The following is a 23604-nucleotide window of genomic DNA, read 5'->3' as shown; positions in this document are numbered from 1 at the left end:
GCGGCGCGATGAAATTCTTCCTGATCGCGGGCGAGCCTTCGGGCGACAATCTGGGCGGCGCCCTGATGGCTGGCTTGAAGCAGCTCGATCCGGGGGCTGCGTTCCTGGGCGTCGGCGGGTCCGCCATGGCGGCGCAGGGGCTCGAGAGCCGTTTCCCAATGGAAGAACTGAGCCTGATGGGCATCTGGGAGGTGCTACCGAAATACCGCGCGCTCAAGACCCGGATCGCCGAGACCGCCCGCGCCGTTGCCGAGGCCCGGCCCGATGCGCTGATCACCATCGACAGCCCGGATTTCTGCCTGCGCGTGGCGCGCCAGGCGCGGGCGCTGAACCCCGATCTGCGCACCATCCATTACGTTGCGCCCTCGGTCTGGGCCTGGCGGGCGGGACGGGCCCGGAAGATGGCCGAGGTGATCGACCATGTGCTGGCGATCCTGCCCTTCGAGCCGCCCTTGATGCAGGCCGCCGGCATGAGCTGCGATTTCGTCGGCCACCCCATCGCCGCCGAGCCGGTGGCGGGCGAGGCCGAGGCGGCGGGGTTTCGCGCCGCGAACGGCATCGCGCCGGATGCGCCGCTGGTCCTGTGCTTGCCGGGCTCGCGCCGGACCGAAGTGGGGCGCCTGGGCCCGCGCTTCGACGAGGCGCTGATCCGGCTGCGCGACCGGGTGCCCGAGATTCGCGTGGTGATCCCGACCGTGCGCGGCGTTTCGGGGCTGGTGCGCGACATGGCGCGGCGCTGGCCGACCGCGCCGGTGGTGGTCGAGCGTCCCGAGAAGAAGCGCGCGGCCTTCGCCGCTGCCGACCTGGCGCTGGCGGCCTCGGGCACGGTCAGCCTGGACCTGGCGGCCAACGACGTGCCCATGGTGATCGGCTATGACGTGGCGCCGCTCAGCCGGATGATCATCGGGCTGCTGCTGCGCACCGACACGGTGACGCTGGTCAACCTGGTCAGCGAGACCCGCGCCGTGCCGGAATACCTGGGCCGCAACTGCCAGCCGGGGCCGATGTCTCAGGCGCTGTTTCGGCTCATCGAGAATGGCGGTGAGCGGGCCGAGCAACTGGCGGCGATGGCGCTGACCATGCAGCGGCTGGGGCGCGGCGGCGAGGCTCCGGGCCTGCGCGCCGCGCGTTCGGTCCTGGCGGCGATCAGTTCTGCGCCGCGGTCACGATGATCTCGACCTTGTAGTCGGGCGTCGCCAGCGCCGATTCGCCGGTGGCGCGGGCCGGGGCGTGGCCGGGGGCCACCCAGGCGTCCCAGACGGCATTCATTTCGGCGAAATCGGCCATGTCGGCCAGCCAGACCTGCGCCGAGAGGATGCGGGTCTTGTCCGAGCCGCATTCCGCCAGCAGCCGGTCGATCTGGGCCAGTACCTCGCGGGTCTGCTCGGCTACGGGCTCGCCGGGCTTGCCGACCTGGCCGGCCAGGTAGACGGTGCCGTTATGGATGACCGCCTGGCTCATGCGGGGGCCGGTCTCGATGCGTTTGATCGCGGACATGGAAAATCCTTTCGGGTTGGGCTGGCGTCAGAAGAGCCGCCAGAAGAACAGCGCCGTCATGCCAAAGCCGATGGCCGCGATCAATGCCCGCAGCGCCGGAACCGGGATACGCCGCGCCACCGGCGCACCCAGATAGCCGCCCAGGATGGTGCCCAGGCTCATGACCGCAGCCGGCCACCAGGCGACCTGCCCGCCGGCCGCGAAGATCGCCAGCGAGATCACCGACAGCGCGAAGGACAGCCAGTTCTTCAGCCCGTTCATCTGGTTCAGCTGCGTCATGCCCCAAAGCGCGAACAGCGCCAGCAGCACGATGCCCAGCCCGCCGTTGAAATAGCCGCCATAGATGGCGACCGGCACCATGGTCCCGGCGCCGAAGGGTGCGACCGCATTGCGGTGCTGCGCCGCCCATTCCCGCACCTGCGCCCCCCAGATGAAGACCGAGGTCGCCGCCAGCAGCAGGAAGGGTACCAGCACCGCGAAGGCCTTGTTCGAGGAAACCAGCAGCAGGCAGGAGCCGACGATGCCTCCGGCCAGCGTCCAGAAGGTCAGGCGCAGCACCAGCGCCCGCTCGATCTGCGCGATCTCGCGGCGGAATCCCAGCGCGGCGGACAGATAGCCGGGCAGGGCGGCGACCGTGCTGGTGGCATTGGCCGAAACCACCGGCACGCCGCTGGCGACCAGCGCCGGGAAGGTGATGAAGGTGCCGCCCCCGGCGACGGCGTTCAGCATCCCGCCGAGAAAACCGGCGGCGAGCATCAGCAAGGTTTCGGTCATGCCGGACGGCTCCTGTTCGTGGTGGGCGCCCATGCTTAGCCTTGCAGGTCCGGGGCGTCCAGCCGTCCGCGGGGCCGGCGCTTTCGCTCAGAAGATGCCGGTCAGGTAAAGCAGGATGATGACGAAGATCGGAACGCCCAGAAGCCAGGCGATGATGCCTTTCATTATTTTCTCCCTTGCTGGCCGTAAGCGGAACGCGACCGGCGGGCGAGGGTTCCCGGTGCTGCCTTGCCCGGAAAAATCGCCCTTCGGCGGGAATGAACCGCGGCGCGGCGCGTAATCCCCTTGCAACCATCTGACGTTGCCCTGGATGAAAGGATAAAGTGCATGGCACCATTTCGCATGATTCTGACGGCGACCGCGTTCGCGGCGGCCCTTCCGGCCGCGGCTCTGGCGGATGACGACGACTTTCCCCGCTATTTCCACCGCGACGGGATCGAACGGCTGCTGCGTGGCCCAGACGGCTGGGCCTATCGCGGCTGGTGGCGCGACGACGACGACCGGCGCACCTTCCGCCATCGCGCATGGGACGATGACGACGACGATGATCGCCCGCGGCGGCGGCGGGGTCGCGACGACGATGACGATGACGACGACGATTGAGGAGGGGGCGAGCCCGCCCGATCCGCAGGCAAGGCCGGCCCCGGATGGGCCGGCCTTGTCTCGTCAACGCCCCCGCTGCATGAGGGCCGGTCGCGGAAAGTTTTCCGAAAATTTGCTAAAACATTGATATTATGCAATAATAAAAACGATGGATAAACACGTCTTTATCTTGCAATAAACGATAAACTCTGTCGTAATTACGGTCATGAGGCTCCCGCAAGCAGAGCAAGGAGGACAAGCATCATGACCCGCATCGTTCCCGCAACCGACAATCCGACGGCCGGTGGCCGGTCGATTTGCGCTCGCGGCGCGCAGGGCTCCCGGTGCAGGAGGGCAGGTCCGGCGGCGCCGGGATTGCGGCGCATCGCGGCGATCGTGGTCAGCCTGGTCGGGCTGGGACTGGCCGGTCCGGGCCATGCCGACAACAGCCTGCTGAATGTCAGCTATGACCCGACGCGCGAGCTTTACCGCGAGGTGAACGCCGCCTTCGCCGCGAAATGGCAGGCCGAAGGGCATGCCGCGCCGACCATCGAGACCTCGCATGGCGGTTCGGGCGCGCAGGCGCGCTCGGTGATCGACGGGCTCAAGGCGCAGGTGGTGACGCTGGCGCTGGCCTCGGATATCGACCAGATCGCGTCCCGCGGCCTGTTGCCCGAGGATTGGCAGTCGCGCCTGCCCCATAACAGCGCGCCCTATACCTCGACCATCGTCTTCCTGGTGCGCGAGGGCAATCCCAAGGGCATCCAGGATTGGGGCGACCTGGTCAAGGAGGGCGTCGAGGTCATCACCCCGAACCCCAAGACCAGCGGCGGGGCGCGCTGGAACTATCTGGCTGCCTGGGCCTGGGCGCAGAAGAACGGCCAGGACCCCAAGGGTTTCGTGACCGAACTGTTCAAGCATGTCCCGGTGCTCGACAGCGGCGCGCGCGGCTCGACCACCACCTTCACCCAGCGCGAGATCGGCGACGTGCTGCTGGCCTGGGAGAACGAGGCCTATCTGGCGCTGAACGAGCTGGGCGAGGACCGGTTCGACATCGTCGTGCCCTCGGTCTCGATCCTGGCCGAGCCGCCGGTCGCCATCGTGGACAAGAACATCGCCGATGACGAGCAGAAGGCGCTGGCCGATGCCTATCTGGCCTTCCTCTATTCGCCCGAGGGGCAGGCGCTGGCCTACAAGCACTATTACCGCGCCTGGGACGACAGCGCCGCCAATCCCGAGGACGTGGCGCGCTTTCCGCAACTCGATCTGGTGACCATCGCCGATTTCGGCGGCTGGAAACAGGCCCAGCCCGAACATTTCGGCGATGGCGGCACCTTCGACCAGATCTATTCGGGGCAATGACCGATGGCGCTGGCGTTCCGCTTGCAGAAATCCCCCATGCCGGGCTTCGGCCTCGGCATGGGCATCACCCTGGCCATGCTGTCGCTGATCGTCATCCTGCCGGTCGGCGCGCTGCTGGCCCGCGGCATCAGCTATGGGCCCGAGGCGGTCTGGGCCACGATCAACACGCCGCGGGTCTGGGCGGCGCTGTATCTGTCCTTCCGCCTGGCCTTCCTGGCCGCGCTGGTCAACCTGGTCTTCGGCACGCTGCTGGCCTGGGTGCTGGCGCGCTATGACTTTCCGGGCCGGCGGCTGGTCGATGCGCTGGTCGACCTGCCCTTTGCCCTGCCGACGGCGGTGGCGGGCATCGCGCTGACCGCGCTTTACGCGCCGAACGGCGTCTTCGGCAGCATCGTCCGCGATCTGGGCGGCAAGATCGCCTATACGCAATGGGGCATCCTGATCGCGCTGATCTTCGTCGGCCTGCCCTTCGTCACCCGCACCGTGCAGCCGGTGATCGCCGAGATCGAGCAGGAGGTCGAGGAAGCCTCGGCCACGCTGGGGGCGGGGCGGTTCCACACCCTGCGCCGGGTGATCCTGCCCCTGCTGCTGCCTGCGGCGCTGACCGGATTCGCGCTGTCGCTGGCGCGCGCGGTCGGCGAATACGGCTCGGTCATCTTCATCGCCGGCAACCTGCCGATGAAGACCGAGATCGCGCCGCTCTTGATCGTCATCAAGCTTGAAGAGTTCGACTATGACGGCGCGGCTGCCATCGGCATCGCCATGCTGCTGATCTCCTTCGCCATGCTGCTGGCGATCAACCTGATCCAGATCTGGAGCCGGCGGAGGATCGGCCATGTTTGACAACGCCCTGCACGCCGCCGGCGGCGAGAAAACCGCGCAATGGCGCCCGGTGGCCGAGGAAAGCCGGCCGGTACGCATCCTGCTGATCGCCCTGGCACTCGGCGGGCTGGCCGTCCTGGTGGTGGCGCCGTTGGCCGTGGTCTTTGCCGAGGCCCTTGCACGCGGCGCGGGACAGGCGCTCGCCTCTCTGGCCCGGCCCGAGGCGACCTCGGCCATCCGGCTGACGCTGATCGTCGCGGCGATCTCGGTGCCGGTGAATGCGGTCTTCGGCATCGCCGCCGCCTGGACGATCACCAAGTTCGACTTTCGCGGCAAGGCTTTCCTCATCACCCTGATCGACCTGCCGTTTTCCGTCTCGCCGGTGGTGGCGGGGCTGGCGCTGGTGCTCTTGTTCGGCACCAACAGCCTGATCGGCGGCTGGCTGGTCGCCAGCGGCCTGCCTGTCATCTTCGCCCTGCCGGGGATCGTGCTGGCCTCGATCTTCGTCACCTTCCCCTTCGTGGCGCGCGAGCTGATCCCGGTGATGATCGAACAGGGCCGCGCCGAGGAAGAGGCGGCGCTGACGCTGGGTGCCTCGGGCTGGCGCATCTTCCTGACCGTGACGCTGCCCAATATCAAATGGGCGCTGCTTTACGGCGTGCTGCTGTGCAATGCCCGCGCCATGGGCGAGTTCGGCGCCGTCGCGGTGGTCTCGGGCAAGATCCGCGGCCAGACCGCCACCATGCCGATCACCATCGAGATGCTCTACAACGAATATCTTTCGGTCGCCGCCTTCAGCTTGGCCGCGGTGCTGGCCCTGCTTGGCCTGCTGACGCTGGCGCTCAAGACCGTGCTGGAATGGCGCCATGCCGACCAGCTTGCCGCAACGCGCCGCCATTGAGGTGTCCCATGCATATCGAGATCGACGAAATCGCCAAGAGCTTCGGTGCAACCACCGCGCTGCACCCGGTCAGCCTGGCCATCCCCTCGGGGGCGCTGGTGGCGCTCTTGGGGCCCTCCGGCTCGGGCAAGACCACGCTTCTGCGCATCCTGGGCGGGCTGGAGTTCCCGACTTCGGGCCGGGTGCTTTTCGACGGGCAGGATGCGACCGGGCTGACGGTGCAGGAACGCCGCGCCGGCTTCGTCTTCCAGAGCTATGCGCTGTTTAGGCACATGACCGTGTTCGAGAACATCGCCTATGGGCTGCGCGCCCGGCCCCGCCGCTCGCGCCCCAACCGGGCCGAGATCGGGCGCCGCGTGACCCGGCTTCTGGACCTGATCCAGTTGCCGCAGATCGGCGGGCGCTTTCCCAGCCAGCTGTCGGGTGGCCAGCGCCAGCGCGTGGCATTGGCCCGCGCGCTGGCCATCGAGCCGCGGATGCTGCTCTTGGACGAGCCCTTCGGCGCGCTGGATGCCCGCGTGCGCAAGGAACTGCGCCAAGGCCTGCGCGAGATCCACGACAGCACCGGCCTGACCACGGTTTTCGTCACCCACGACCAGGACGAGGCGATGGAACTGGCGGACCTGGTGGTGGTGATGTCGATGGGCCGGATCGAGCAGGTCGGCCGCCCGCAGGACATCCGCGCCCGCCCGGCGACGCCCTTCGTGCGCGAGTTCATCGACGCCTGACGCGGCGATGCGGCGTGCGCGCCCTTAGTCGATCGGGTATTCGTATTGCCGCAGGAAGCGCCAGATGTTGCGGTTCAGCTGCGACAGCAACTCCAGATCCTGGTCCAGCCGCAGCATCTCGTCGTTGCCCAGGGTCTGCTTGCGGCCCATGTGGATGCGGTCGCGCCGGTCGGCGATCCGCATCAGGATGGTCGAGACCGAGCCGTCCTCTTGAAACGACCAGATGCTGTGGTTGTAGCGGTGCCGGACGGCGGACAGCCTGGCAAAGCGGGCTGTCAGCTCCAGCAGTTCCTGCTGCTCCTGCCCGGCGGGCAGGCGCAGTTTCGCAAGACGCTCGACCATCTCGATGCGGCCGCGCGTCGAGGAGACCGACAGAAAGACCACCACCGCCGCGCTCTTGTCCATCCCGGTCAGCCCGGCGAGCATGTGGATCAGCAGGCTTTCGGTATTGCTCCAGGCGTAGTTGAGCCGCCCGACCCGCAGCAACACCGCATCGAGGTCGGGCTCGGCCGCGCCGGTCCCGGCGGGCGCCCCCGGCGCGGTCATGATCCCAATGCGCGATAACGCATGGCGGCTTCGGTGCGGTTGTGGGCGCCCAGCCGCAGGCTGGCATTGCGCAGGTGCAGCTTGACCGTATGGACCGACAGGCCAAGGCTGGATGCGATCCGTTTGTTGGACTGGCCGTCGGCGACCAGGCGCAGCACGTCCTGCTGGCGCTGGGTCAGGCCAAGCTCGTCCGGGACCGCGGCCGGCATCGCGACCCCGGCCGAGGAAATGATCTCGGGAAAGATGTAATTGCCGCCATGGGCGACCAGCTTGATGACGGAAAGCCATACGTCCAGCCGGACGTTCAGCGGCAGGATGCTGGCTGCGCGCCGCCGCAGCGTGGCATCCTCGTAGCAGGCCCGGCCGAAGGCGCCGGTGCAAAAGGCGATGGCCAGCGCCACGTCGTTCAGGCCCAGCAGATAGGTGCGATCCTCCTCTGACAATCCGCGCATCGTCGGTTCGTCCAGAACCAGCAGCGTCGGCCATTCGCCGGTCAGTTCGGACAGGCTGCGAAAGTCGTCGAAGGATAGTGCAGCCGCCACGGTGATATGTCCCAGCTCCTGGCTGGTCACCGAAATCAGGCTGTGGGAAAAATTGCATTGTGTTCCGACAAAGAGAACCTCTGCCGTTCCACGCGCAGGCCGGTCAGACAGCGTACGGATTTCACTGGATACGCCATCGCAAGATGCCATGTTCATGTCATTCCTACCTTCTTGCGTATGGTTTTACTCCCCCGTCCCGGCCAGCCCTCCCAGGCCGACCGGACAGTTCAGCCTAGCAAGTTTTCGCCCGTCCTCAAAGGGAAGAGCGAGGGATAAGTTCAAGAATCACCACAACTTAGTTGTAAGTTCATCGGGCCGCTCCATCCAGGGTAGAGGCCCGCATCCGCACCTGTCCCTTTGGTGAGGACAGCCGGGGCCGGGTGCCGTGCCCCTGGCGAAAGGGATTAACCCGTTCGGGCGATCCGGAGAGGATGCGGTGCCGCCTGGCCATAGGCCCAAAGCGGATTCTTCGGGTATTCGGCCAGCCCCCCGCTAGCCTTTTCGTGCAGCTAGGCCGAATCGCTGAGCGAGGCGTAGCCTTCTTCAAGGTCGGCGATCCGGGGCAGTTCCGGGGCCGGTCGGACGGGGCCGCGCAAGGTGGTGTGCGGTTGTCCGTATCAGCAGCAGGACGGAAACGGTCGTGCCGTCGTGACGGTGGGCATTCGCCCGGCGACCGCAACCGGCTTGCCTTCATCCACCGCAACCGGGCGGGCAGGCGTGCTTGTGAAGGATCTGGCCGCATCTCCCCCGCCTCTAGAGGAGGAAATGACGATGGTTGGCAGCCGCAACATGAATCTCTTCGCCTGGCCGATCAACAACCAGGATCAGGACCAGGACCAGGATCAAGGCCAGGATCAAGGTCAGGGCCAGGGTCAGGGCCAGGGTCAGGGCCAGTTGAACAAGCAGGCCCAGGGCCAGGATCAGGACCAGGGTCAAGGCCAGGATCAGGGTCAGGACCAAGGCCAGGGGCAGCATCAGAGCCAGAGCAACGCGAACGAAAACGCGAATGCCAATGCGAACAGCAGCGCCTCGGAGACGCTTGCCTATAACGCTGCCGGCAACGTGGCAGGCAACCTGGCCGGCAATGCCGCCAAGAACAAGGCCGACAACGATGCCAGCAACGATGCGCGCAACGACGCCAACAACGACGCGCGCAACGATGCGACGAACGACGCCTACAACAAGGCGGTGAACACGGCCTATAACAACACCGATGTCGAGACCAACGTCTCGACCAATGTCAGCGTGGGCCTTGATCTGAATGGATGGCAGCCGACCGACAACGATTATGCCGACATCGACCTGAACAACGCGCATGGCAGCATGGGCGATCTTCTGGTCAATCGCGACGGCAATATCAGCATCGGCACCGATGACATCAATATCGAGAACGTGCTGAACCATGCCTTGAACGGCGGCGGCGCCGACGTGGGCATCATCATCCCGCAATCCGGGACGATGAACGACCAGGATGACCTGAGCGATGCCAATGTCTCCAACAATGCCGACTTCAACCAGAACGGCAGCGTCTATGGCGGCACGGCCACGGCCGAGCGCGGCATTGATGCCGGCAGCGAAGGTGGCCGGGGCGGCAGCGGCGGCAGCGCCGACGGCGGTTCGGGCGATGCGGATGCCGATGGCGGCAAGGCCATGGCCTCGGGCAGCCATTCCGATGGCGGCAACGGCGGCAAGGCCGCGGCCTGGGGCGGCGACGGCGACGGCGGCGGGGCGCTTGGGCTTGGCGTAGGCGCCGGCAAGGGCGGTTCGGCCGATGGCGGCGACGCGGCGGGCCTGGGTGCCGGCATCGGTGCCGGGCTCAGCGGTGACGCAAGCGGCGGCGATGCCGGGGCCGGCAGTCTGGCAGCTGCGCTGGGTGCCGGTGCCGGCGGGCCCGGCGGCTCTGGCGGCGCCGGCGGCGCGGGCGGCGGCACCGGCTCGGCCGATGCCGGTCCGACCGGCGCGCTTGGCCTGGGCCTGGTCGGCGTGGGCGTCAACAACGACAGCGGCAATGGCGGCGACACCGGCAACGGCGGCGACGGTGCCGACGGTGGCGCGGGCGGCGCGGGCGGCATCGGTGCCGGTATCGGTGCGGCGCTTTCCGCAGCGGCGGCCATGGCCGGCGACGCGACCTCGGGCGATGCCGGCGGCGCGGGCTTCGGCGCGGCCCTGTCGGCGGCCGGCAACGGCGGCCGTGCGGATGGCACGGGCGAAGGCTATGGCGATGCCACTGGCGGCAACGGCATGGGCGGCGCGGCCAATGGCACCACCGGCGGCGCCGGCGGCGCGGCCAGCTCGACCGGCGGCTATGCCCTGGGCGGCAACGGCATGAACACCAGCAGCGGCAATGGCGGTGCCGGCGGCCAGGTGATGTCGGGCGACGGTGGCTATGCTCATGCCGGCACCTGGGGGTCGAACAATGGCGATGACGGCTATGTCAACGGCTACTCGACCGCCTCGGCCGACTCGATCCTGGATACCACGGCGTTCAACCAGAGCATCGTGATGGGCGCGAACGTGCTGGGCAACACCGTCGACATGACCGTGGTCGGCGGCGATCTCAGCTCGACCGTGGTCGGCCAGGACGACCTGGGCTGACGGGCCCCGTGACGAACTGCCTGCGCAGGGTCTTCCTGCGCAGGTTTCCGTTTAATTGATTTCCCTCGGCCTAGCCGGAATTGTTTTATCGAGGAAGGTGGCAGACATGCTGGTGATCGACGCGACAGAAGAAGCGATCTGGCACTTCATCGGAGTTTTTCACCTCGCGGAAGAACATGGACGGATGCGGATCGAATATGATCGGCTGACGGCCAAGAAGGTCGCTCCCGACCTTGGTCCGGTCGATGCGATCCAGCAATGGGCCGGCCATCCCTATCAGCCGCTCGATTACCAGCCCGATATCCGCTATGTGCCCCCCTATCGCCCCGGCGAGGGGCTTTCGGCCGATCCGGCGCCGCCCGTCCTGGCGCTGGACCACCATTTCCCGCGGTCCTCGGTCTCGCCCGAGGGGATGTCCGCCAACAGGCCCGATGCCGCGGTGCCCTGGACTGCCAAGCCGCCGGGCGGGGTGGTGACGCCGGTGCCGGAATGGGTTCTGCCCGTGCCCGGTTCCGTCGCCGTCATCGTGGTCCAGAAGACGCGGCTGGCCGATGGCGACCGGGTGAATGCCGATACCATGCGCGAGGGGCTGGTCGATCAGCACCTGCTGGCGGCGCGGCTGGAGGCGCTGGCGGCGCAGGCCGAGCAGCTGGGCCTTGCCCTGCCGGTGGCGATGCCCGCCGACGAGCCCGCCTTCCGCCTGATCGCCGAGACCTTCCGCCAGACCGACCTGCCCGAAACCGAGCTTGCCGGCGCCGAGATCCATGCGCGCCAGGGCGCCGATGTCGAGGGCCAGTACCAGAACGGCGTCAAGGTCGATGCCCGCCCCGACATCGACGCGCTCATGCCCGCCTATCGCAAGGAGGTGGCGGCCGAGCAGGCGCGCGAGGCGCAGGAAGGCGCCCCGGTCACAAGCCGCGACGGGCCGAGCTCGGCCGGCCCCACCAACGTTTCCGGCCCCGGCGTGACCGGGCAAGGCCATGACCTGGTCCTGGGCAACAACACGCTGATCAACCAGGTCACGATCCATTCCGCCGCGGTGACGGCGCCGGTGGTCGCCGTGGCGGGGGGCGTCTATAGCTACAACCTCATCAGCCAGACCAATGTCTGGAGCGATTCGGACGTGCTGGGCGGCCTCTCGGCCGCCGCGCAGGGCCAGGCCACAAGTCCGACGCTGGGGCTGAACTTCGCCAGCTACACCAGCTTCTCGAACCCGATGCTGGTGCCGCAGGGCGACGACGATGCGCCGCAATACTGGGTGACGGCGACGCTGGAGGGCAGCCTCATCAGCATGAACTGGATCGAGCAGTTCAATCTGATGTCGGATAACGACATCGCCTCGATCACGCTTCAGGCGAACAAGACCCTGCTGCTGATGGGCGAGAACGGCGCGCTGAACCACGTCTCGCTGCTGGAACTGGGGATGAGCTACGATCTCATCATCGTCGATGGGCAGGTCATCAACCTGAACGCGATCCTGCAGACCAACGTGCTGCTGGACGACGACCGCATCATGGTCAGCGATGGCCATGGCGGCAGGATCAGCTCGGGCGACAATCTGCTGATCAACGATGCGACCATCCATCAGGTCGGCCTGGCGGGGGTGGTCGCGGCCGGCGCGGACCATGCCGCGATGCTGGCGGGGGCGGCGGCGGGCGATGTCAGCCTGCCGCAATCGGTGCTGAACGACCCCGCCTTCCAGGGCCTGGACCTGGTGCGGGTGCTGCATATCAAGGGCGACATGGTTTCGTTGAACCTGGTGCGGCAGACCAACGTGCTGGGCGATGCCGACCAGATCGAGGTCTATCGCGACGACCTTTTGCAGGCAGGGGGCGAGATCAGCGTCGTCACCGGCTCGAACCTGCTGGTGAACGCGGCGGTGATCGCCGAGTTCGGCGTCGATGCCACGATCTATTCCGGCGGCGAGCATTATTCCGACGCGCTGCTGCACCAGGCCGAACTGGTCGCAACCCACGATCCGCTGATGCCCACCCCGCCGCCCGGCCTGGCCAGCGAGGCGGTGCTTTTCCTGGCCGAGGGGATGCTCGGCGACGATGCCGGCGACGGTGATTTCGTGCCGATCGGCACGAATGCCGATGTGCCCGCCGACATCATGCAAACGGTGCTGGCATGATCCGATCCGACAAGACCAGCGAGCGGCTGGTGCTCGAACCCGAGATGTGCGTCGATTGGCAGGGGAAGGGCAAGTCCCGCCCGCCGGCATCCAAGCCCATGGGCACCGGCCCCACCATCGAGCGGCAGGCCGGGCGCATTCCCCCGGCGCCCGCCACGGCGCAGCCAAAGGGCGGCTCTGCCTTCCACAAGCGGGTGTCCGAGCCCGATATCGCCGGGGCGCTGGGGGCGACGATCCGCCGGATCTGGGCCAATATCCTGGGGGTGCTGCTGTTCAGCGGCGTCTCGAACATGCTGGTGCTGGCAATCCCGATCTATCTGTTCCAGATCTCGGACCGGGTGCTGACCAGCCGCTCGATCGACACGCTGGTCATGCTGACGGTGGTGATCATCGGCGCCGTGCTGCTGCAGGTGGTGTTCGACGCCATCCGGCGCGGCATGCTGCTGCGCAGCTCGGTCGACATCTCGGCCCGGCTGGGCGCGCCGATCCTGTCGGCGGCGGCGCGGGCCTCGCTGCAAAGCGCCGGGCAGGAATACCAGACGCTGGGCGATCTGCAGCAGGTGCGCAGCTTCCTGGTCTCGGGGACGCTGCTGTCGCTGCTGGACCTGCCCTTTGCGCCGCTGTTCATCCTGGCGATCTTCCTGGTCCATCCGCATCTGGGCCTGATGGTGCTGACCACGGCCGTGCTGCTGATGGCCATCGCGATGATGAACCAGCGCGCCACCGCGAAATCCTTTGCCGAGGCGAACCGGCATCTCAGCCGCGCCAACCTGCACCTGGATTCGATGATGCGCAATTCGCAGATCATCAACGCGTTGGCGATGATCCCCGAGGCCGTGACCATCTGGGGCCGCGACGCCGCCAGCTCGATGACGGCGCAGGTGCGGGCCCAGGACCGCAACATCGCCTTCGCCGGTGCCTCGCGCGCGGTGCGGCTGCTGACGCAGGTGGGACTGCTGGGCTGGGGCGCCTATCTGGCGCTGCGCGGCGAGATCACCGGCGGCATGGTCATTGCCGCCTCGATCATCGCCGGCCGCGCGCTGGCCCCCATCGAGGGCGCCATCGAGGGCTGGAACCACGTGCTTCTGTCGCGCGCCGCCTATGGCCGCATCTCGGCGCTGCTGAAATCCTCGCCGCTGAACCAGCAGCGGCTGAGGCTGCCCCATCCCGAGGGCCGCCTGGATGTCGAGCGGCTGCTTTACGTGCCGAACGGGACCAAGCGGGTGGTGCTGAACGCCATCACCTTTTCGCTGAACCCCGGCGCCTCGCTGGCCATCGTCGGCAATTCCGGCGCCGGCAAGACGACGCTGGGCAAGATGCTGGTCGGCTCGATCCTGCCCACTTCGGGCAGCGTGCGGCTGGACCTGATGGACCTGCGCAACTGGGACCAGCGCCAGCTGGGCCAGTGCATCGGCTATCTGCCGCAGGACGTGCAGCTGTTCCCCGGCACCATCAAGGACAATATCGCCCGCATGCGGCCCGACGCCCGCGACGAAGAAATCTACCAGGCCGCGGTGCTGGCCGATGTCCATGACATGATCGCCAAGTTGCCCGAAGGCTATGAGACCATCGTGGCCGCCGACGGATCGCCGCTGTCGGGCGGGCAGAAGCAGCGCATCGGCCTGGCGCGGGCGTTTTTCGGCAGCCCCCGCCTGGTGGTGCTGGACGAGCCGAACTCGAACCTGGACACGGCGGGGGACCGCGCGCTGTCCAGGGCGATGGCGCTGGCCAAGAAGGACGGGATCACCATGATCGTCGTGACCCAGAAATACCAGCTGCTCCAGGACGTGGACAATATCATGCTGCTGGCCGACGGGCAGATCGCCGCCTTCGGTGCGCGCGATCAGATGCTGGAGCGGCTGGCGAGCCGCAAGCCGCCGGGCAACCAGCCCCCCGCCATGGCCCCGCAGCCGCAGGCAGCCCAGCCGCAGCCGCAGGCCGCGCCGGGCAATCGGGCCGCGACCCCCCCTGCGCCGGAGGCAGGCCAATGACCAGCAGATCCGACCCCGATGGCCTCTATGACCGGGTGCCCCGCTCGGTGACGCGGCACCTGGTCTTTGGCATCGCCCTGCTGGTGCTGTCCCTGGGCGGGTTCGGCACCTGGGCGTTCCGGGCGCCGCTTGCGGCGGCGGTGATGGCGCCGGGCAGTTTCGTCGCCACCGGCCGCAACAAGATCGTCCAGCACCTGGAAGGCGGCATTATCCGCGAGATCCTGGTCGACGAGGGCGAGGAGGTGGTCGAGGGCCAGGTGCTGATCCAGCTCGACCGTACCGCCGCCATCGCCAACCGGCGCGAGCTGGAATTGCGCCGCGCCCGGCTCGAGGCGATCAGCGCCCGGCTGCGGGCGGAATATGAAGGGGCCGAGGTGCTGGTCTTCGACGGCTTCCTGCAGGAACATCAGGACGAGCCCAGCTTTGCCGCCATCATGGCCGAGCAGCAGGCAGCCTTTCGCGCCGCCCGCGCCCGGCTGGATGGCGAGATCATCCTGCTGCAAAGCAACATCGCTGCCAGCCGTTCGCGCATCCAGGGCTACGAGGGGCAGCTGGCCGCCATCGAGACCCAGCTTGCCTTGCTGCGCGAGGACCACGGCGCCCGAGACACGCTCTTGCAGCGCGGGCTGGTGCGGCGCAGCGATGTCAACGTCCTGGCACGGGCCATCGCCGATGCCGTGGGCGAGGCCGGCCGCATCACGGCGCTGATCGCCGAGACGGAAGAGGCCATGCGCAAGGCCGAAAGCGAGATCGAGCAGGCCCTGACCCAGCACAAGCAGGCCGCGCTGAACGAAAGCCAGGGCATCGAGGCCGAGCTGGACAGCGTCCGCGAGCAATCGATGAAGGCGCAGGACGTGCTGGAGCGCGCCTATATCACCGCGCCGGTGTCGGGCACCATCGTGCGCATGCATTACCATACGCCCGGCGGCGTGATCGAGGCGGGCAAGCCGATCCTGGAAATCCTGCCGCAGGATGCGCCGCTGATCATCGAGACCTATGTCGCGCGCACCGACATCGACGAGATCGAGATCGGCCAGAAGGCGGCGGTGCGGCTGACCTCGCTGAACCAGCGCACCACCCCGGTGCTTCAGGGCCACCTGGTCTATGTCTCGGCCGATGCGCTGACCACGCAGGCCGAAGGCATCCAGCGCGAGGTCTATGTGGTGCGCATCGACCTGCCGCCCTCGGAGCTTGGGCGGGTGCATGGCTTCCGGCCGACGCCGGGGATGCCGGCGGAGGTCATGATCGAGACCTCGGCCCGGACCTTTGCGCAATATCTGGTCAAGCCGATCGAAGACAGCCTGTCGCGGGCCTTCCGCGAGAACTAGGGCCGGCGGCGCGGCAGGCCGATCCTTGCCGCCGGTTTGGCGATTTGCGGTGCTGCACCCGCCCTTTCCTTGAAAGGAAAGGATAATTTTTCGCCTTGCAGCCGGGTTTTCGCTGTCGCCCTTGCCGGTCGGGCCGGCGGCGGGCCGAGCTGGGGATTGCCCCTTGCCCGGCCTGCGGCTATCGCAGGCAAAAAGGGGTCCGGCAATCATGAGCTTCAACACCTTCGGTCGCGTCTTCACCTTCACCACCTGGGGCGAAAGCCATGGCCCGGCGCTGGGCGTCACGGTGGACGGCTGCCCGCCCGGCGTGGCGCTGGACGAGGGCTGGATCCAGCAATTCCTGGACCGCCGCCGGCCCGGCAGCTCGAAATTCACCACCCAGCGGCAGGAGCCGGACCGGGTGCGCATCCTGTCGGGGGTGTTCGAGGGCAAGACCACCGGCACGCCGATCCAGCTGATGATCGAGAACACCGACCAGCGCAGCAAGGATTACGGCGAGATCGCCCAGGCCTTCCGCCCCGGCCATGCCGATATCGCCTATCACCTGAAATACGGCATCCGCGACTATCGCGGCGGCGGGCGTTCCAGCGCGCGCGAGACGGCGGCGCGGGTCGCGGCGGGCGGCGTCGCGCAGGCGGTGCTGCGCGAACTGGCGCCGGGGCTGCGGATCACCGGCTACATGGTGCAGATGGGCGAATTGCACCTGGAGCGGGCGAATTTCGACGCGGCCGAGATCGGCAGGAACCCGTTCTTCCTGCCCGATGCCGCGGCCGTGCCGGCCTGGGAGGATTACCTCAACGCCACCCGCAAGGCGCAGGACAGCGTCGGCGCCGCCGTCGAGGTGCTGGTCCAGGGCTGCCCGCCCGGCCTCGGCGCGCCGGTCTATGCCAAGCTGGACACCGACCTGGCCGCCGCGATGATGTCGATCAATGCGGTGAAGGGGGTCGAGATCGGCGAGGGCATGGCGGCGGCCGCGCTGACCGGAACCGCCAATGCCGACGAGATCCGCATGGGCAACGACGGGCCGCGTTTCCTGTCGAACCATGCCGGGGGCATCCTGGGCGGCATCTCGACCGGGCAGGACATCGTGGTGCGATTCGCCGTCAAGCCGACCAGTTCGATCCTGACCCCGCGCCGCACCATCAACCAGAAGGGCGAGGAGATCGAGCTGATCACCAAGGGCCGCCACGATCCCTGCGTCGGCATCCGCGCCGTGCCCATCGCCGAGGCCATGGCCGCCTGCGTGATCCTGGACCACCTGCTGCTCGACCGGGCGCAGACCGGCGGCCAGCGCGGCCGCATCGGCTAGGCAGGGCGCGGATGCGCGGGGCAGGCAAGGGGAACGCCGTTCCCCTCTTGTCCCGCTGCGCGGGCCAATTCACCCCATGGGGTATTTGGAAAACGGAGAAAGCCGGATCGTGGCGGGCTGCGCCTTTCATTGTTTTGCAAATACTCCCCCCTGATTGTTACGAAACTGACACATTCCTTTCGCATAACCGTCGCATCGCCGTTCTAGAGAGCGGGCAGGCCGCAACGGCCCCATGGAAATGTCAGGAGTGATCCTATGAAATCCGCGAAATTCACCGTGTCGGCGCTGGCCCTGATCGCCGCCTCGGCCACCGCCGCCACCGCGCGCGACCAGATCCAGGTCTCGGGCTCGTCCACGGTGCTGCCCTATTCGACCATCGTGGCCGAGGCCTTTGGCGAGAACACCGATTTCCCGACCCCGGTGGTCGAATCGGGCGGCTCCTCGGCCGGGCTGAAGAAATTCTGCGAGGGCGTGGGCGAGAACACCATCGACATCGCCAATGCCAGCCGCCCGATCAAGGATAGCGAGATCGAGGCCTGCAAGGCCGCCGGCGTGACCGAGATCATGGAGGTCCGCATCGGCTATGACGGCATCGTCTTTGCCAGCGACATCGCCGGCAACGACTTCGCCTTCACTCCGGCCGACTGGTTCAATGCGCTGGCTGCCGAAGTCGTGGTCGACGGCAAGGTCGTTCCGAACCCCCATACCAAGTGGAGCGACATCCGCGCCGAGCTGCCCGACCAGGAGATCCTGGCCTTCGTGCCCGGCACCAAGCACGGCACCCGCGAGGTCTTCGAGGAGAAGGTGATCGCCGCGGGCTGCGAGGAATCGGGCGCCGCCGAGGTGCTGAAGGCCGAGAAGGGCGAGGACGAGGGCGAAGCGGCCTGCATGGCGCTGCGCACCGATGGCAAGTCCATCGACATCGACGGCGACTATACCGAGACCCTGGCCCGCATCCAGTCGGCCAAGAACGGCATCGGCGTCTTCGGCCTGTCCTTTTATGAGAACAATACCGACAAGCTGAAGGTCGCGACCATCGCCGGCGTCACCCCCTCGACCGAGACCATCGCCGCGGGCGAATACCCGGTTTCGCGGCCGCTGTTCTTCTATGTCAAGAAACAGCATATCGGCACCGTGCCGGGGCTGAAGGAGTTCGCGGAATTCTTCGTCTCGGATGAGCTGGCCGGGCCGGAAGGGCCGCTGGCCGCCTATGGCCTGGTGGCCGATCCGGAACTGGCGGCGACCCAGGCGGCCGTCGCCGACGAAGCGACGCTCGCCCAATGATCTGCCGGGCGCGGGGCATGCTGTTGCCCCGCGCCCCTTCCGTTTCCCTGGCTTGAGGGCTCACATGCCTGTCTCATGGACCTTGCTGATCGTCCTTGCCCTTGCCGGCGCGGGCTATTTCGTCACCCGCGCGCGCGTCGTCGCGCTGGCCGGGGGCGATGTGCGGCGGCTGCATTCGCGGCCCAGCTATCACGGCTGGAACGCCGCCTTGCTGACGGCGCTGCCGGCACTGTTCCTGATCGCCATCTGGCGCTTCGTGCAGCCGGCCGCGAATGCGACGCCCGTCGCCATCCTGGCGCTGGTGCTGGCCGCCGCCGGGCTGGCCTTGGCGCTTGTCCGCAACGCACCGGATTTTCGCGCCCGCAACGCGGTCGAGGCCATGGTCAAGGGCCTGCTGATCCTGTGTTCCAGCATCGCCATCCTGACCACCGCCGGGATCGTCTTTTCGATGCTGTTCGAGACCGGGCATTTCTTCCAGAAATATCCCTGGCAGGATTTCTTCTTCGGCACCACCTGGTCGCCGCGCTTCGGCGGCGGCTCGCAGCTGGGCATCCTGCCGCTGCTGTGGGGCACGCTCTACATCTCGCTGATCGCGCTGGCGGTGTCGGTGCCGATCGGGCTGTTCGCGGCGATCTACATGTCCGAATACGCCTCGGCCAGGCTGCGCAGCGTGGCCAAGCCGATGATCGAGGTGCTGGCCGGCATCCCGACCATCGTCTATGGCCTTTTCGCGCTGATCACCGTCGGCCCGATGCTGCGCGACTGGTTCGCCCAGCCGCTGGGCCTGGGCAATTCCGGCTCGTCGGTGATGACGGCGGGGCTGGTCATGGGCATCATGCTGATCCCCTTCGTCAGTTCGCTGTCGGATGACATCATCAACGCCGTGCCGCAAAGCTTGCGCGACGGCGCGCTGGGACTTGGCTCGACGCAATCGGAAACCGTGCGCAAGGTGGTGCTGCCCGCCGCCCTGCCGGGCATCGTCGGCGCCGTGCTGCTGGCCGCCTCGCGCGCCATCGGCGAGACGATGATCGTCGTGCTGGGCGCGGGGGCCGCCGCCCGCATGGACCTGAACCCGTTCGAGGCCATGACGACGATCACCGTCAAGATCGTCAGCCAGCTGACTGGCGACAACGATTTCGCCGCGCCCGAGACGCTGGTGGCCTTTGCCCTGGGCCTGACCCTTTTCGTCATCACGCTGGGGCTGAACATCGTCGCCCTCTACGTCGTGCGCAAATACCGGGAGCAATACGAATGAGCGACGCAACCCTGCAAGGCGCGCAGCCCCGGCCCTCGCTGCTGGTCGCCGATCCGCGCACCCGCAAGCGCAACGCCGCCGAGGCGCGGTTCCGCGCCTATGGGCTGGGCGCCATCCTGGTCTCGATGGTGATGCTGGTGATCCTGCTGTTCACCATCATCACCGGCGGCATCGGCGCCTTCCGCCAGACCTACCTGGAGATCCCGGTCGCGCTGGACGCGGCGCAGCTGGACAAGAACGGCAACCGCGACCCGGACGACCTGCGCAAGGTGCTGACCCTGACCTATGGCAAGATCCTGGAGCAGTCGCTGCAACAGGCCATCGCCGACAAGGGCATCGCCATCGCCGAGCTGTCGGACAAGGATGTCTCGAACCTGATCTCGAAAGAGGCCTCGGCGCAGCTGCGCAACCGCGTGCTGGCCGATCCCGAGCTGATCGGCCAGACCGTCGAGGCGCGCGTGCTGGTGAACGGCCGGGTGGACGGCTATTACAAGGGCCGCGTCAGCATGGAGAGCGCGGCGCGCGACGCCAATACCTCGCCGGCGCAGCTGCAGCTTGCCGATGCGCTGAAGGCGCAGGGCATGTTGGCGACCCAGTGGAACTGGTCCTTCCTGACCAGCCCCGATGCCTCGGACCAGCGCCCCGAGGCGGCGGGCGTCGGCATCGCCATCCTCGGCTCGCTCTACATGATGCTGGTGGTGCTGGTGCTGTCGGTGCCGATCGGCGTGGCCGCCTCGATCTATCTCGAGGAATTCGCGCCCAAGAACCGCTGGACCGACATCATCGAGGTCAATATCTCGAACCTGGCCGCGGTGCCCTCGATCGTCTTCGGCATCCTCGGACTTGCCGCCTTCATCAACTTCGGCGGGCTGCCGCAATCGGCGCCCATCGTCGGCGGCCTGGTGCTGACGCTGATGACGCTGCCGACGATCATCATCGCCACCCGCGCGGCGCTGAAGGCGGTGCCGCCCTCGATCCGCGACGCGGCGCTGGGGGTGGGGGCGTCCAAGATGCAGTCGGTGTTCCACCACGTCCTGCCGCTGGCCATGCCGGGCATCCTGACCGGCACCATCATCGGCCTGGCCCAGGCCCTGGGCGAAACCGCGCCGCTTCTGCTGATCGGCATGGTGGCCTTCGTCAAGAACTATCCCTCGGCCCCGCCGGACGGGCTGTTCGAACCCGCCTCGGCCTTGCCGGTCCAGGTCTATAACTGGACCCAGCGCGCCGACCCGGCCTTCATCGAGCGTGCCTCGGGGGCGATCATCGTGCTGCTGGTGTTCCTGCTTTGCATGAACCTGCTTGCCATTCTCCTGCGCCGCAAGTTCGAGCGCCGGTGGTAATCTCGGGAAGGAGACCCGATATGAACGACATGAGACTTCTGGAGCGCAGCGTGGACCAGTCGGAAATCAAGATCTCGGCGCGGGACGTGCAGGTCTGGTATGGCGAAAAGCACGCGATCAAGGACGTGAACGTCGACCTCTTGGACAAGACCGTGACCGCCTTCATCGGTCCTTCGGGCTGCGGCAAGTCCACCTTCCTGCGCTGCCTGAACCGCATGAACGACACCATCGACATCAGCCGGGTCGAGGGCAAGATCACGCTCGACGGCGAGGACATCTATGACAAGCGCGTGGACCCGGTGCAGCTGCGCGCCCGCGTCGGCATGGTGTTCCAGAAGCCGAACCCCTTCCCCAAGTCGATCTATGACAACGTGGCCTATGGCCCGCGCATCCACGGCCTGGCCCGCAACCGCGCCGAGCTGGATGAGATCGTCGAGAAATCGCTGCGCGGTGCGGCGCTGTGGAACGAGGTCAAGGACCGGCTGAACGATCCCGGTACCGGGCTTTCGGGCGGCCAGCAGCAGCGGCTTTGCATCGCCCGCGCCGTGGCGACCCAGCCCGAGGTTCTGCTGATGGACGAGCCCTGCTCGGCGCTGGACCCCATCGCCACCAGCCAGGTCGAGGAACTGATCGACCAGCTGCGCGCCCAGTTCTCGGTGGTGATCGTGACCCATTCCATGCAGCAGGCGGCCCGCGTCAGCCAGAAGACCGCCTTCTTCCACCTCGGCAACCTGGTGGAATACGGCAATACCGACGACATCTTCACCAATCCGCGCGATCCGCGCACCGAAAGCTATATCTCGGGCCGCATCGGCTAGGCCGGAAAGGGAGCTGACATGAACAACGAACGCCATATCCTCTCGGCCTTCGACCGCGATCTGGAAACCGTGCAGGCGCTGGTCGTCAAGATGGGCGGCATGGTCGAAAGCGCCATCCACGACGCCGCCATCGCGCTGGAAACCCGCGACGGCGAACTGGCCGACGACATCCGCCGCCGCGACAAGGCCATCGACGAACTGGAAGTCCAGATCAACGAGGAGGCCGCGCGGCTGATCGCGCTGCGCGCGCCGCGGGCCACCGACCTGCGCATGGTGCTGTCCGTCATCAAGATCTCGCATATCCTGGAGCGGGTGGGCGATTACGCCAAGAATATCGCCAAGCGCAGCAACGTGCTGGCCGACATGCCCGCCATCGACGGCGCCGGCATGGCGCTGCGCCGCATGTCCGCCACGGTCGAGGCGATGATGAAGGACGCGCTGGACAGCTATATCCAGCGCGACGCGGCGCTGGCCGCCGACGTGCGCAAGCGCGACCTGGAAGTGGACCAGATGTATAACGCGCTGTTCCGCGAGTTCCTGACCCATATGATGGAGGATCCGCGCAACATCACCGCCTGCATGCACCTGCATTTCATCGCCAAGAATATCGAGCGCATGGGCGACCACGCCACCGGCATCGCCGAGCAGGTGATCTATCTGGCCACCGGCGAGCTGCCCGAGGATCCGCGGCCCAAGGGCGAAAGCGTTCCGCGCATGGAGGGGGCCTGATCCATGGCGCAGACCCAACCCTGTGTTCTGGTCGTCGAGGACGAGGGCGCACAGCGCGAGGTGCTGAAATACAACCTTGAGGCCGAGGGCTTCGACGTGGTGCTGGCCGAGAACGGCGACGAGGCGATGCTGCTGGTGGCCGAGGAACAGCCCGACCTGATCGTGCTGGACTGGATGCTGCCCAACGTCTCGGGCATCGAGGTCTGCCGCCGGGTCAAGGCCGATCCCTCGACGCGCCAGATCCCGATCATCATGCTGTCGGCGCGCTCGGAGGAGGTGGACCGGGTGCGCGGGCTGGAAACCGGCGCCGACGATTACGTGGTCAAGCCCTATTCCGTGGTCGAGCTGATGGCGCGGCTGCGCACCCAGCTGCGCCGCACCCGCCCGGCCTCGATGGGTGAAAGGCTCAGCTTCGGCGACATCATCCTGGACGCGGCCGAGCATCGGGTCTTTCGCGCCGGCCAGCCGCTGCACCTGGGCCCGACCGAGTTCCGCCTGCTGTCCACGCTGATGGAAAAGCCGGGCCGGGTCTGGACGCGCGAGCAATTGCTGGACCGGGTCTGGGGCCGCGATATCTATGTCGACACCCGCACCATCGATGTCCATGTCGGGCGTTTGCGCAAGGCGCTGATGGCCCATGGCGGCGACAACCCGGTGCGCACGGTGCGCGGCACCGGCTATTCGCTGGGCTGAGGCAGAATACGGCACCATGCGCGCCGCCGCCGGCATGCGTGCAGGCGACGGGGACGATGGGCCCGTTCATGGGGTCGGCTTGCCCGGCATCGTCCCGGCCGGCGTGCGCGTGCCGCATATCAAGGATTGCGGTAAACCCCAAGGGCGGGATGCAGAACTGTTGGCGGTGCTTCCCCCGCAGCGTCGTGTTTTCCAGAGTCCGTTCGGGTTGGCCCGGCTTGGCGGGCGTGTCGCCGGCACGGCTTGCTGCCTTTGGCCAGGGGCGCGCTTCAGGCTCCCCCGGTCCGCTGGGGGCTTGGGCCGCCTGGCTTCCTGTCGCACCCGCGGGCGCGAATATCGCGAGCAAGGCGGCCGAATGAGACGCCCGCCTGCGC

General features: G+C 67.4%; 22 protein-coding genes. 17 read left to right on the top strand and 5 right to left on the bottom strand.

Features of this window, described 5'->3' with window-relative positions:
* Positions 1-8 precede the first annotated feature (8 nt).
* The gene (gene lpxB / locus ACNKFW_RS18040) at positions 9-1172 is read left to right on the top strand and encodes a lipid-A-disaccharide synthase (protein WP_418025132.1); all 1164 of its coding nucleotides are present in this window, start codon (positions 9-11) and stop codon (positions 1170-1172) included.
* Here lpxB and ACNKFW_RS18035 read toward each other — a convergent pair.
* The 3 genes from ACNKFW_RS18035 to ACNKFW_RS18025 all read right to left on the bottom strand — a co-directional run bounded on the left by ACNKFW_RS18035 (position 1147) and on the right by ACNKFW_RS18025 (position 2562).
* Entirely contained in the window at positions 1147-1497 is a 351-nt protein-coding gene (locus ACNKFW_RS18035) for a RidA family protein (protein ID WP_024843376.1), read from the bottom strand. The genes lpxB and ACNKFW_RS18035 overlap by 26 nt on opposite strands.
* A gap of 27 nt (positions 1498-1524) precedes the next feature.
* The gene (locus ACNKFW_RS18030; protein ID WP_028709851.1) at positions 1525-2271 is read right to left on the bottom strand and encodes a sulfite exporter TauE/SafE family protein; all 747 of its coding nucleotides are present in this window, start codon (positions 2269-2271) and stop codon (positions 1525-1527) included.
* A gap of 87 nt (positions 2272-2358) precedes the next feature.
* Positions 2359-2562: a hypothetical protein gene (locus tag ACNKFW_RS18025; RefSeq protein ID WP_114669306.1), complete on the bottom strand. Its 204-nt coding sequence runs from the start codon at positions 2560-2562 to the stop codon at positions 2359-2361.
* Positions 2563-2598: 36 nt separating this feature from the next.
* Between ACNKFW_RS18025 and ACNKFW_RS18020 the strand changes: the two genes are divergently transcribed.
* The 5 genes from ACNKFW_RS18020 to ACNKFW_RS18000 all read left to right on the top strand — a co-directional run bounded on the left by ACNKFW_RS18020 (position 2599) and on the right by ACNKFW_RS18000 (position 6666).
* On the top strand, positions 2599-2874 hold the full coding sequence (locus tag ACNKFW_RS18020) for a hypothetical protein (protein ID WP_143091231.1): 276 nt from the start codon (positions 2599-2601) through the stop codon (positions 2872-2874).
* Between the two features lie 375 nt (positions 2875-3249).
* The gene (locus ACNKFW_RS18015) at positions 3250-4215 is read left to right on the top strand and encodes a sulfate ABC transporter substrate-binding protein (protein ID WP_407672804.1); all 966 of its coding nucleotides are present in this window, start codon (positions 3250-3252) and stop codon (positions 4213-4215) included.
* 3 nt (positions 4216-4218) lie between these two features.
* Positions 4219-5058 carry a sulfate ABC transporter permease subunit CysT gene (cysT, locus tag ACNKFW_RS18010; protein WP_024843372.1) on the top strand — a complete coding sequence of 280 codons (840 nt, stop codon included), beginning with the start codon at positions 4219-4221 and terminating at the stop codon, positions 5056-5058.
* On the top strand, positions 5051-5938 hold the full coding sequence (cysW, locus tag ACNKFW_RS18005) for a sulfate ABC transporter permease subunit CysW (protein WP_024843371.1): 888 nt from the start codon (positions 5051-5053) through the stop codon (positions 5936-5938). Before cysT ends, cysW begins: the two co-directional genes overlap by 8 nt.
* Positions 5939-5946: 8 nt before the next feature.
* Complete coding sequence (locus tag ACNKFW_RS18000) at positions 5947-6666, top strand: sulfate/molybdate ABC transporter ATP-binding protein (RefSeq protein ID WP_074990321.1); 720 nt, start codon at positions 5947-5949, stop codon at positions 6664-6666.
* Positions 6667-6690: 24 nt separating this feature from the next.
* On the opposite strand, the gene ACNKFW_RS17995 is transcribed toward ACNKFW_RS18000, so the two are convergent.
* A complete protein-coding gene (locus ACNKFW_RS17995; protein WP_024843370.1) occupies positions 6691-7212 on the bottom strand; it encodes a hypothetical protein in 522 nt (173 codons plus the stop codon).
* The gene (locus ACNKFW_RS17990) at positions 7209-7784 is read right to left on the bottom strand and encodes a helix-turn-helix transcriptional regulator (RefSeq protein ID WP_024843369.1); all 576 of its coding nucleotides are present in this window, start codon (positions 7782-7784) and stop codon (positions 7209-7211) included. The genes ACNKFW_RS17995 and ACNKFW_RS17990 overlap by 4 nt, the downstream gene beginning before the upstream one ends.
* A 735-nt stretch (positions 7785-8519) precedes the next feature.
* Here ACNKFW_RS17990 and ACNKFW_RS17985 point away from each other — a divergent pair.
* The 11 genes from ACNKFW_RS17985 (at position 8520) to phoB (ending at position 23230) form a co-directional block, all read left to right on the top strand.
* A complete protein-coding gene (locus ACNKFW_RS17985) occupies positions 8520-10349 on the top strand; it encodes a hypothetical protein (RefSeq protein WP_418025129.1) in 1830 nt (609 codons plus the stop codon).
* 106 nt (positions 10350-10455) lie between these two features.
* Positions 10456-12483, top strand: a complete 2028-nt coding sequence (locus ACNKFW_RS17980) for a hypothetical protein (protein WP_147428750.1) — start codon at positions 10456-10458, stop codon at positions 12481-12483.
* Positions 12480-14474, top strand: a complete 1995-nt coding sequence (locus ACNKFW_RS17975; RefSeq protein ID WP_024843365.1) for a type I secretion system permease/ATPase — start codon at positions 12480-12482, stop codon at positions 14472-14474. Before ACNKFW_RS17980 ends, ACNKFW_RS17975 begins: the two co-directional genes overlap by 4 nt.
* Entirely contained in the window at positions 14471-15802 is a 1332-nt protein-coding gene (locus ACNKFW_RS17970; RefSeq protein WP_147428751.1) for an HlyD family type I secretion periplasmic adaptor subunit, read from the top strand. Before ACNKFW_RS17975 ends, ACNKFW_RS17970 begins: the two co-directional genes overlap by 4 nt.
* A 208-nt stretch (positions 15803-16010) precedes the next feature.
* Complete coding sequence (aroC, locus tag ACNKFW_RS17965) at positions 16011-17111, top strand: chorismate synthase (protein WP_024843363.1); 1101 nt, start codon at positions 16011-16013, stop codon at positions 17109-17111.
* A gap of 255 nt (positions 17112-17366) precedes the next feature.
* The gene (locus tag ACNKFW_RS17960) at positions 17367-18395 is read left to right on the top strand and encodes a substrate-binding domain-containing protein (protein WP_024843362.1); all 1029 of its coding nucleotides are present in this window, start codon (positions 17367-17369) and stop codon (positions 18393-18395) included.
* A 64-nt stretch (positions 18396-18459) separates the two neighbouring features.
* On the top strand, positions 18460-19650 hold the full coding sequence (pstC, locus tag ACNKFW_RS17955) for a phosphate ABC transporter permease subunit PstC (protein ID WP_024843361.1): 1191 nt from the start codon (positions 18460-18462) through the stop codon (positions 19648-19650).
* Positions 19647-20990: a phosphate ABC transporter permease PstA gene (gene pstA / locus ACNKFW_RS17950; RefSeq protein WP_147428752.1), complete on the top strand. Its 1344-nt coding sequence runs from the start codon at positions 19647-19649 to the stop codon at positions 20988-20990. Before pstC ends, pstA begins: the two co-directional genes overlap by 4 nt.
* Before the next feature lie 20 nt (positions 20991-21010).
* Positions 21011-21808 carry a phosphate ABC transporter ATP-binding protein PstB gene (gene pstB / locus ACNKFW_RS17945; protein WP_024843359.1) on the top strand — a complete coding sequence of 266 codons (798 nt, stop codon included), beginning with the start codon at positions 21011-21013 and terminating at the stop codon, positions 21806-21808.
* Between the two features lie 18 nt (positions 21809-21826).
* A complete protein-coding gene (phoU, locus tag ACNKFW_RS17940) occupies positions 21827-22537 on the top strand; it encodes a phosphate signaling complex protein PhoU (protein ID WP_024843358.1) in 711 nt (236 codons plus the stop codon).
* A 3-nt stretch (positions 22538-22540) separates the two neighbouring features.
* Positions 22541-23230, top strand: a complete 690-nt coding sequence (phoB, locus tag ACNKFW_RS17935; protein ID WP_024843357.1) for a phosphate regulon transcriptional regulator PhoB — start codon at positions 22541-22543, stop codon at positions 23228-23230.
* Positions 23231-23604: the final 374 nt, after the last annotated feature.

It is taken from the genome of Paracoccus sp. TD-10 (genome assembly GCF_048270675.1).
In the GTDB taxonomy this organism is placed as follows: domain Bacteria; phylum Pseudomonadota; class Alphaproteobacteria; order Rhodobacterales; family Rhodobacteraceae; genus Paracoccus; species Paracoccus pantotrophus.
This window is presented reverse-complemented; position numbering and strand designations above follow the sequence as displayed.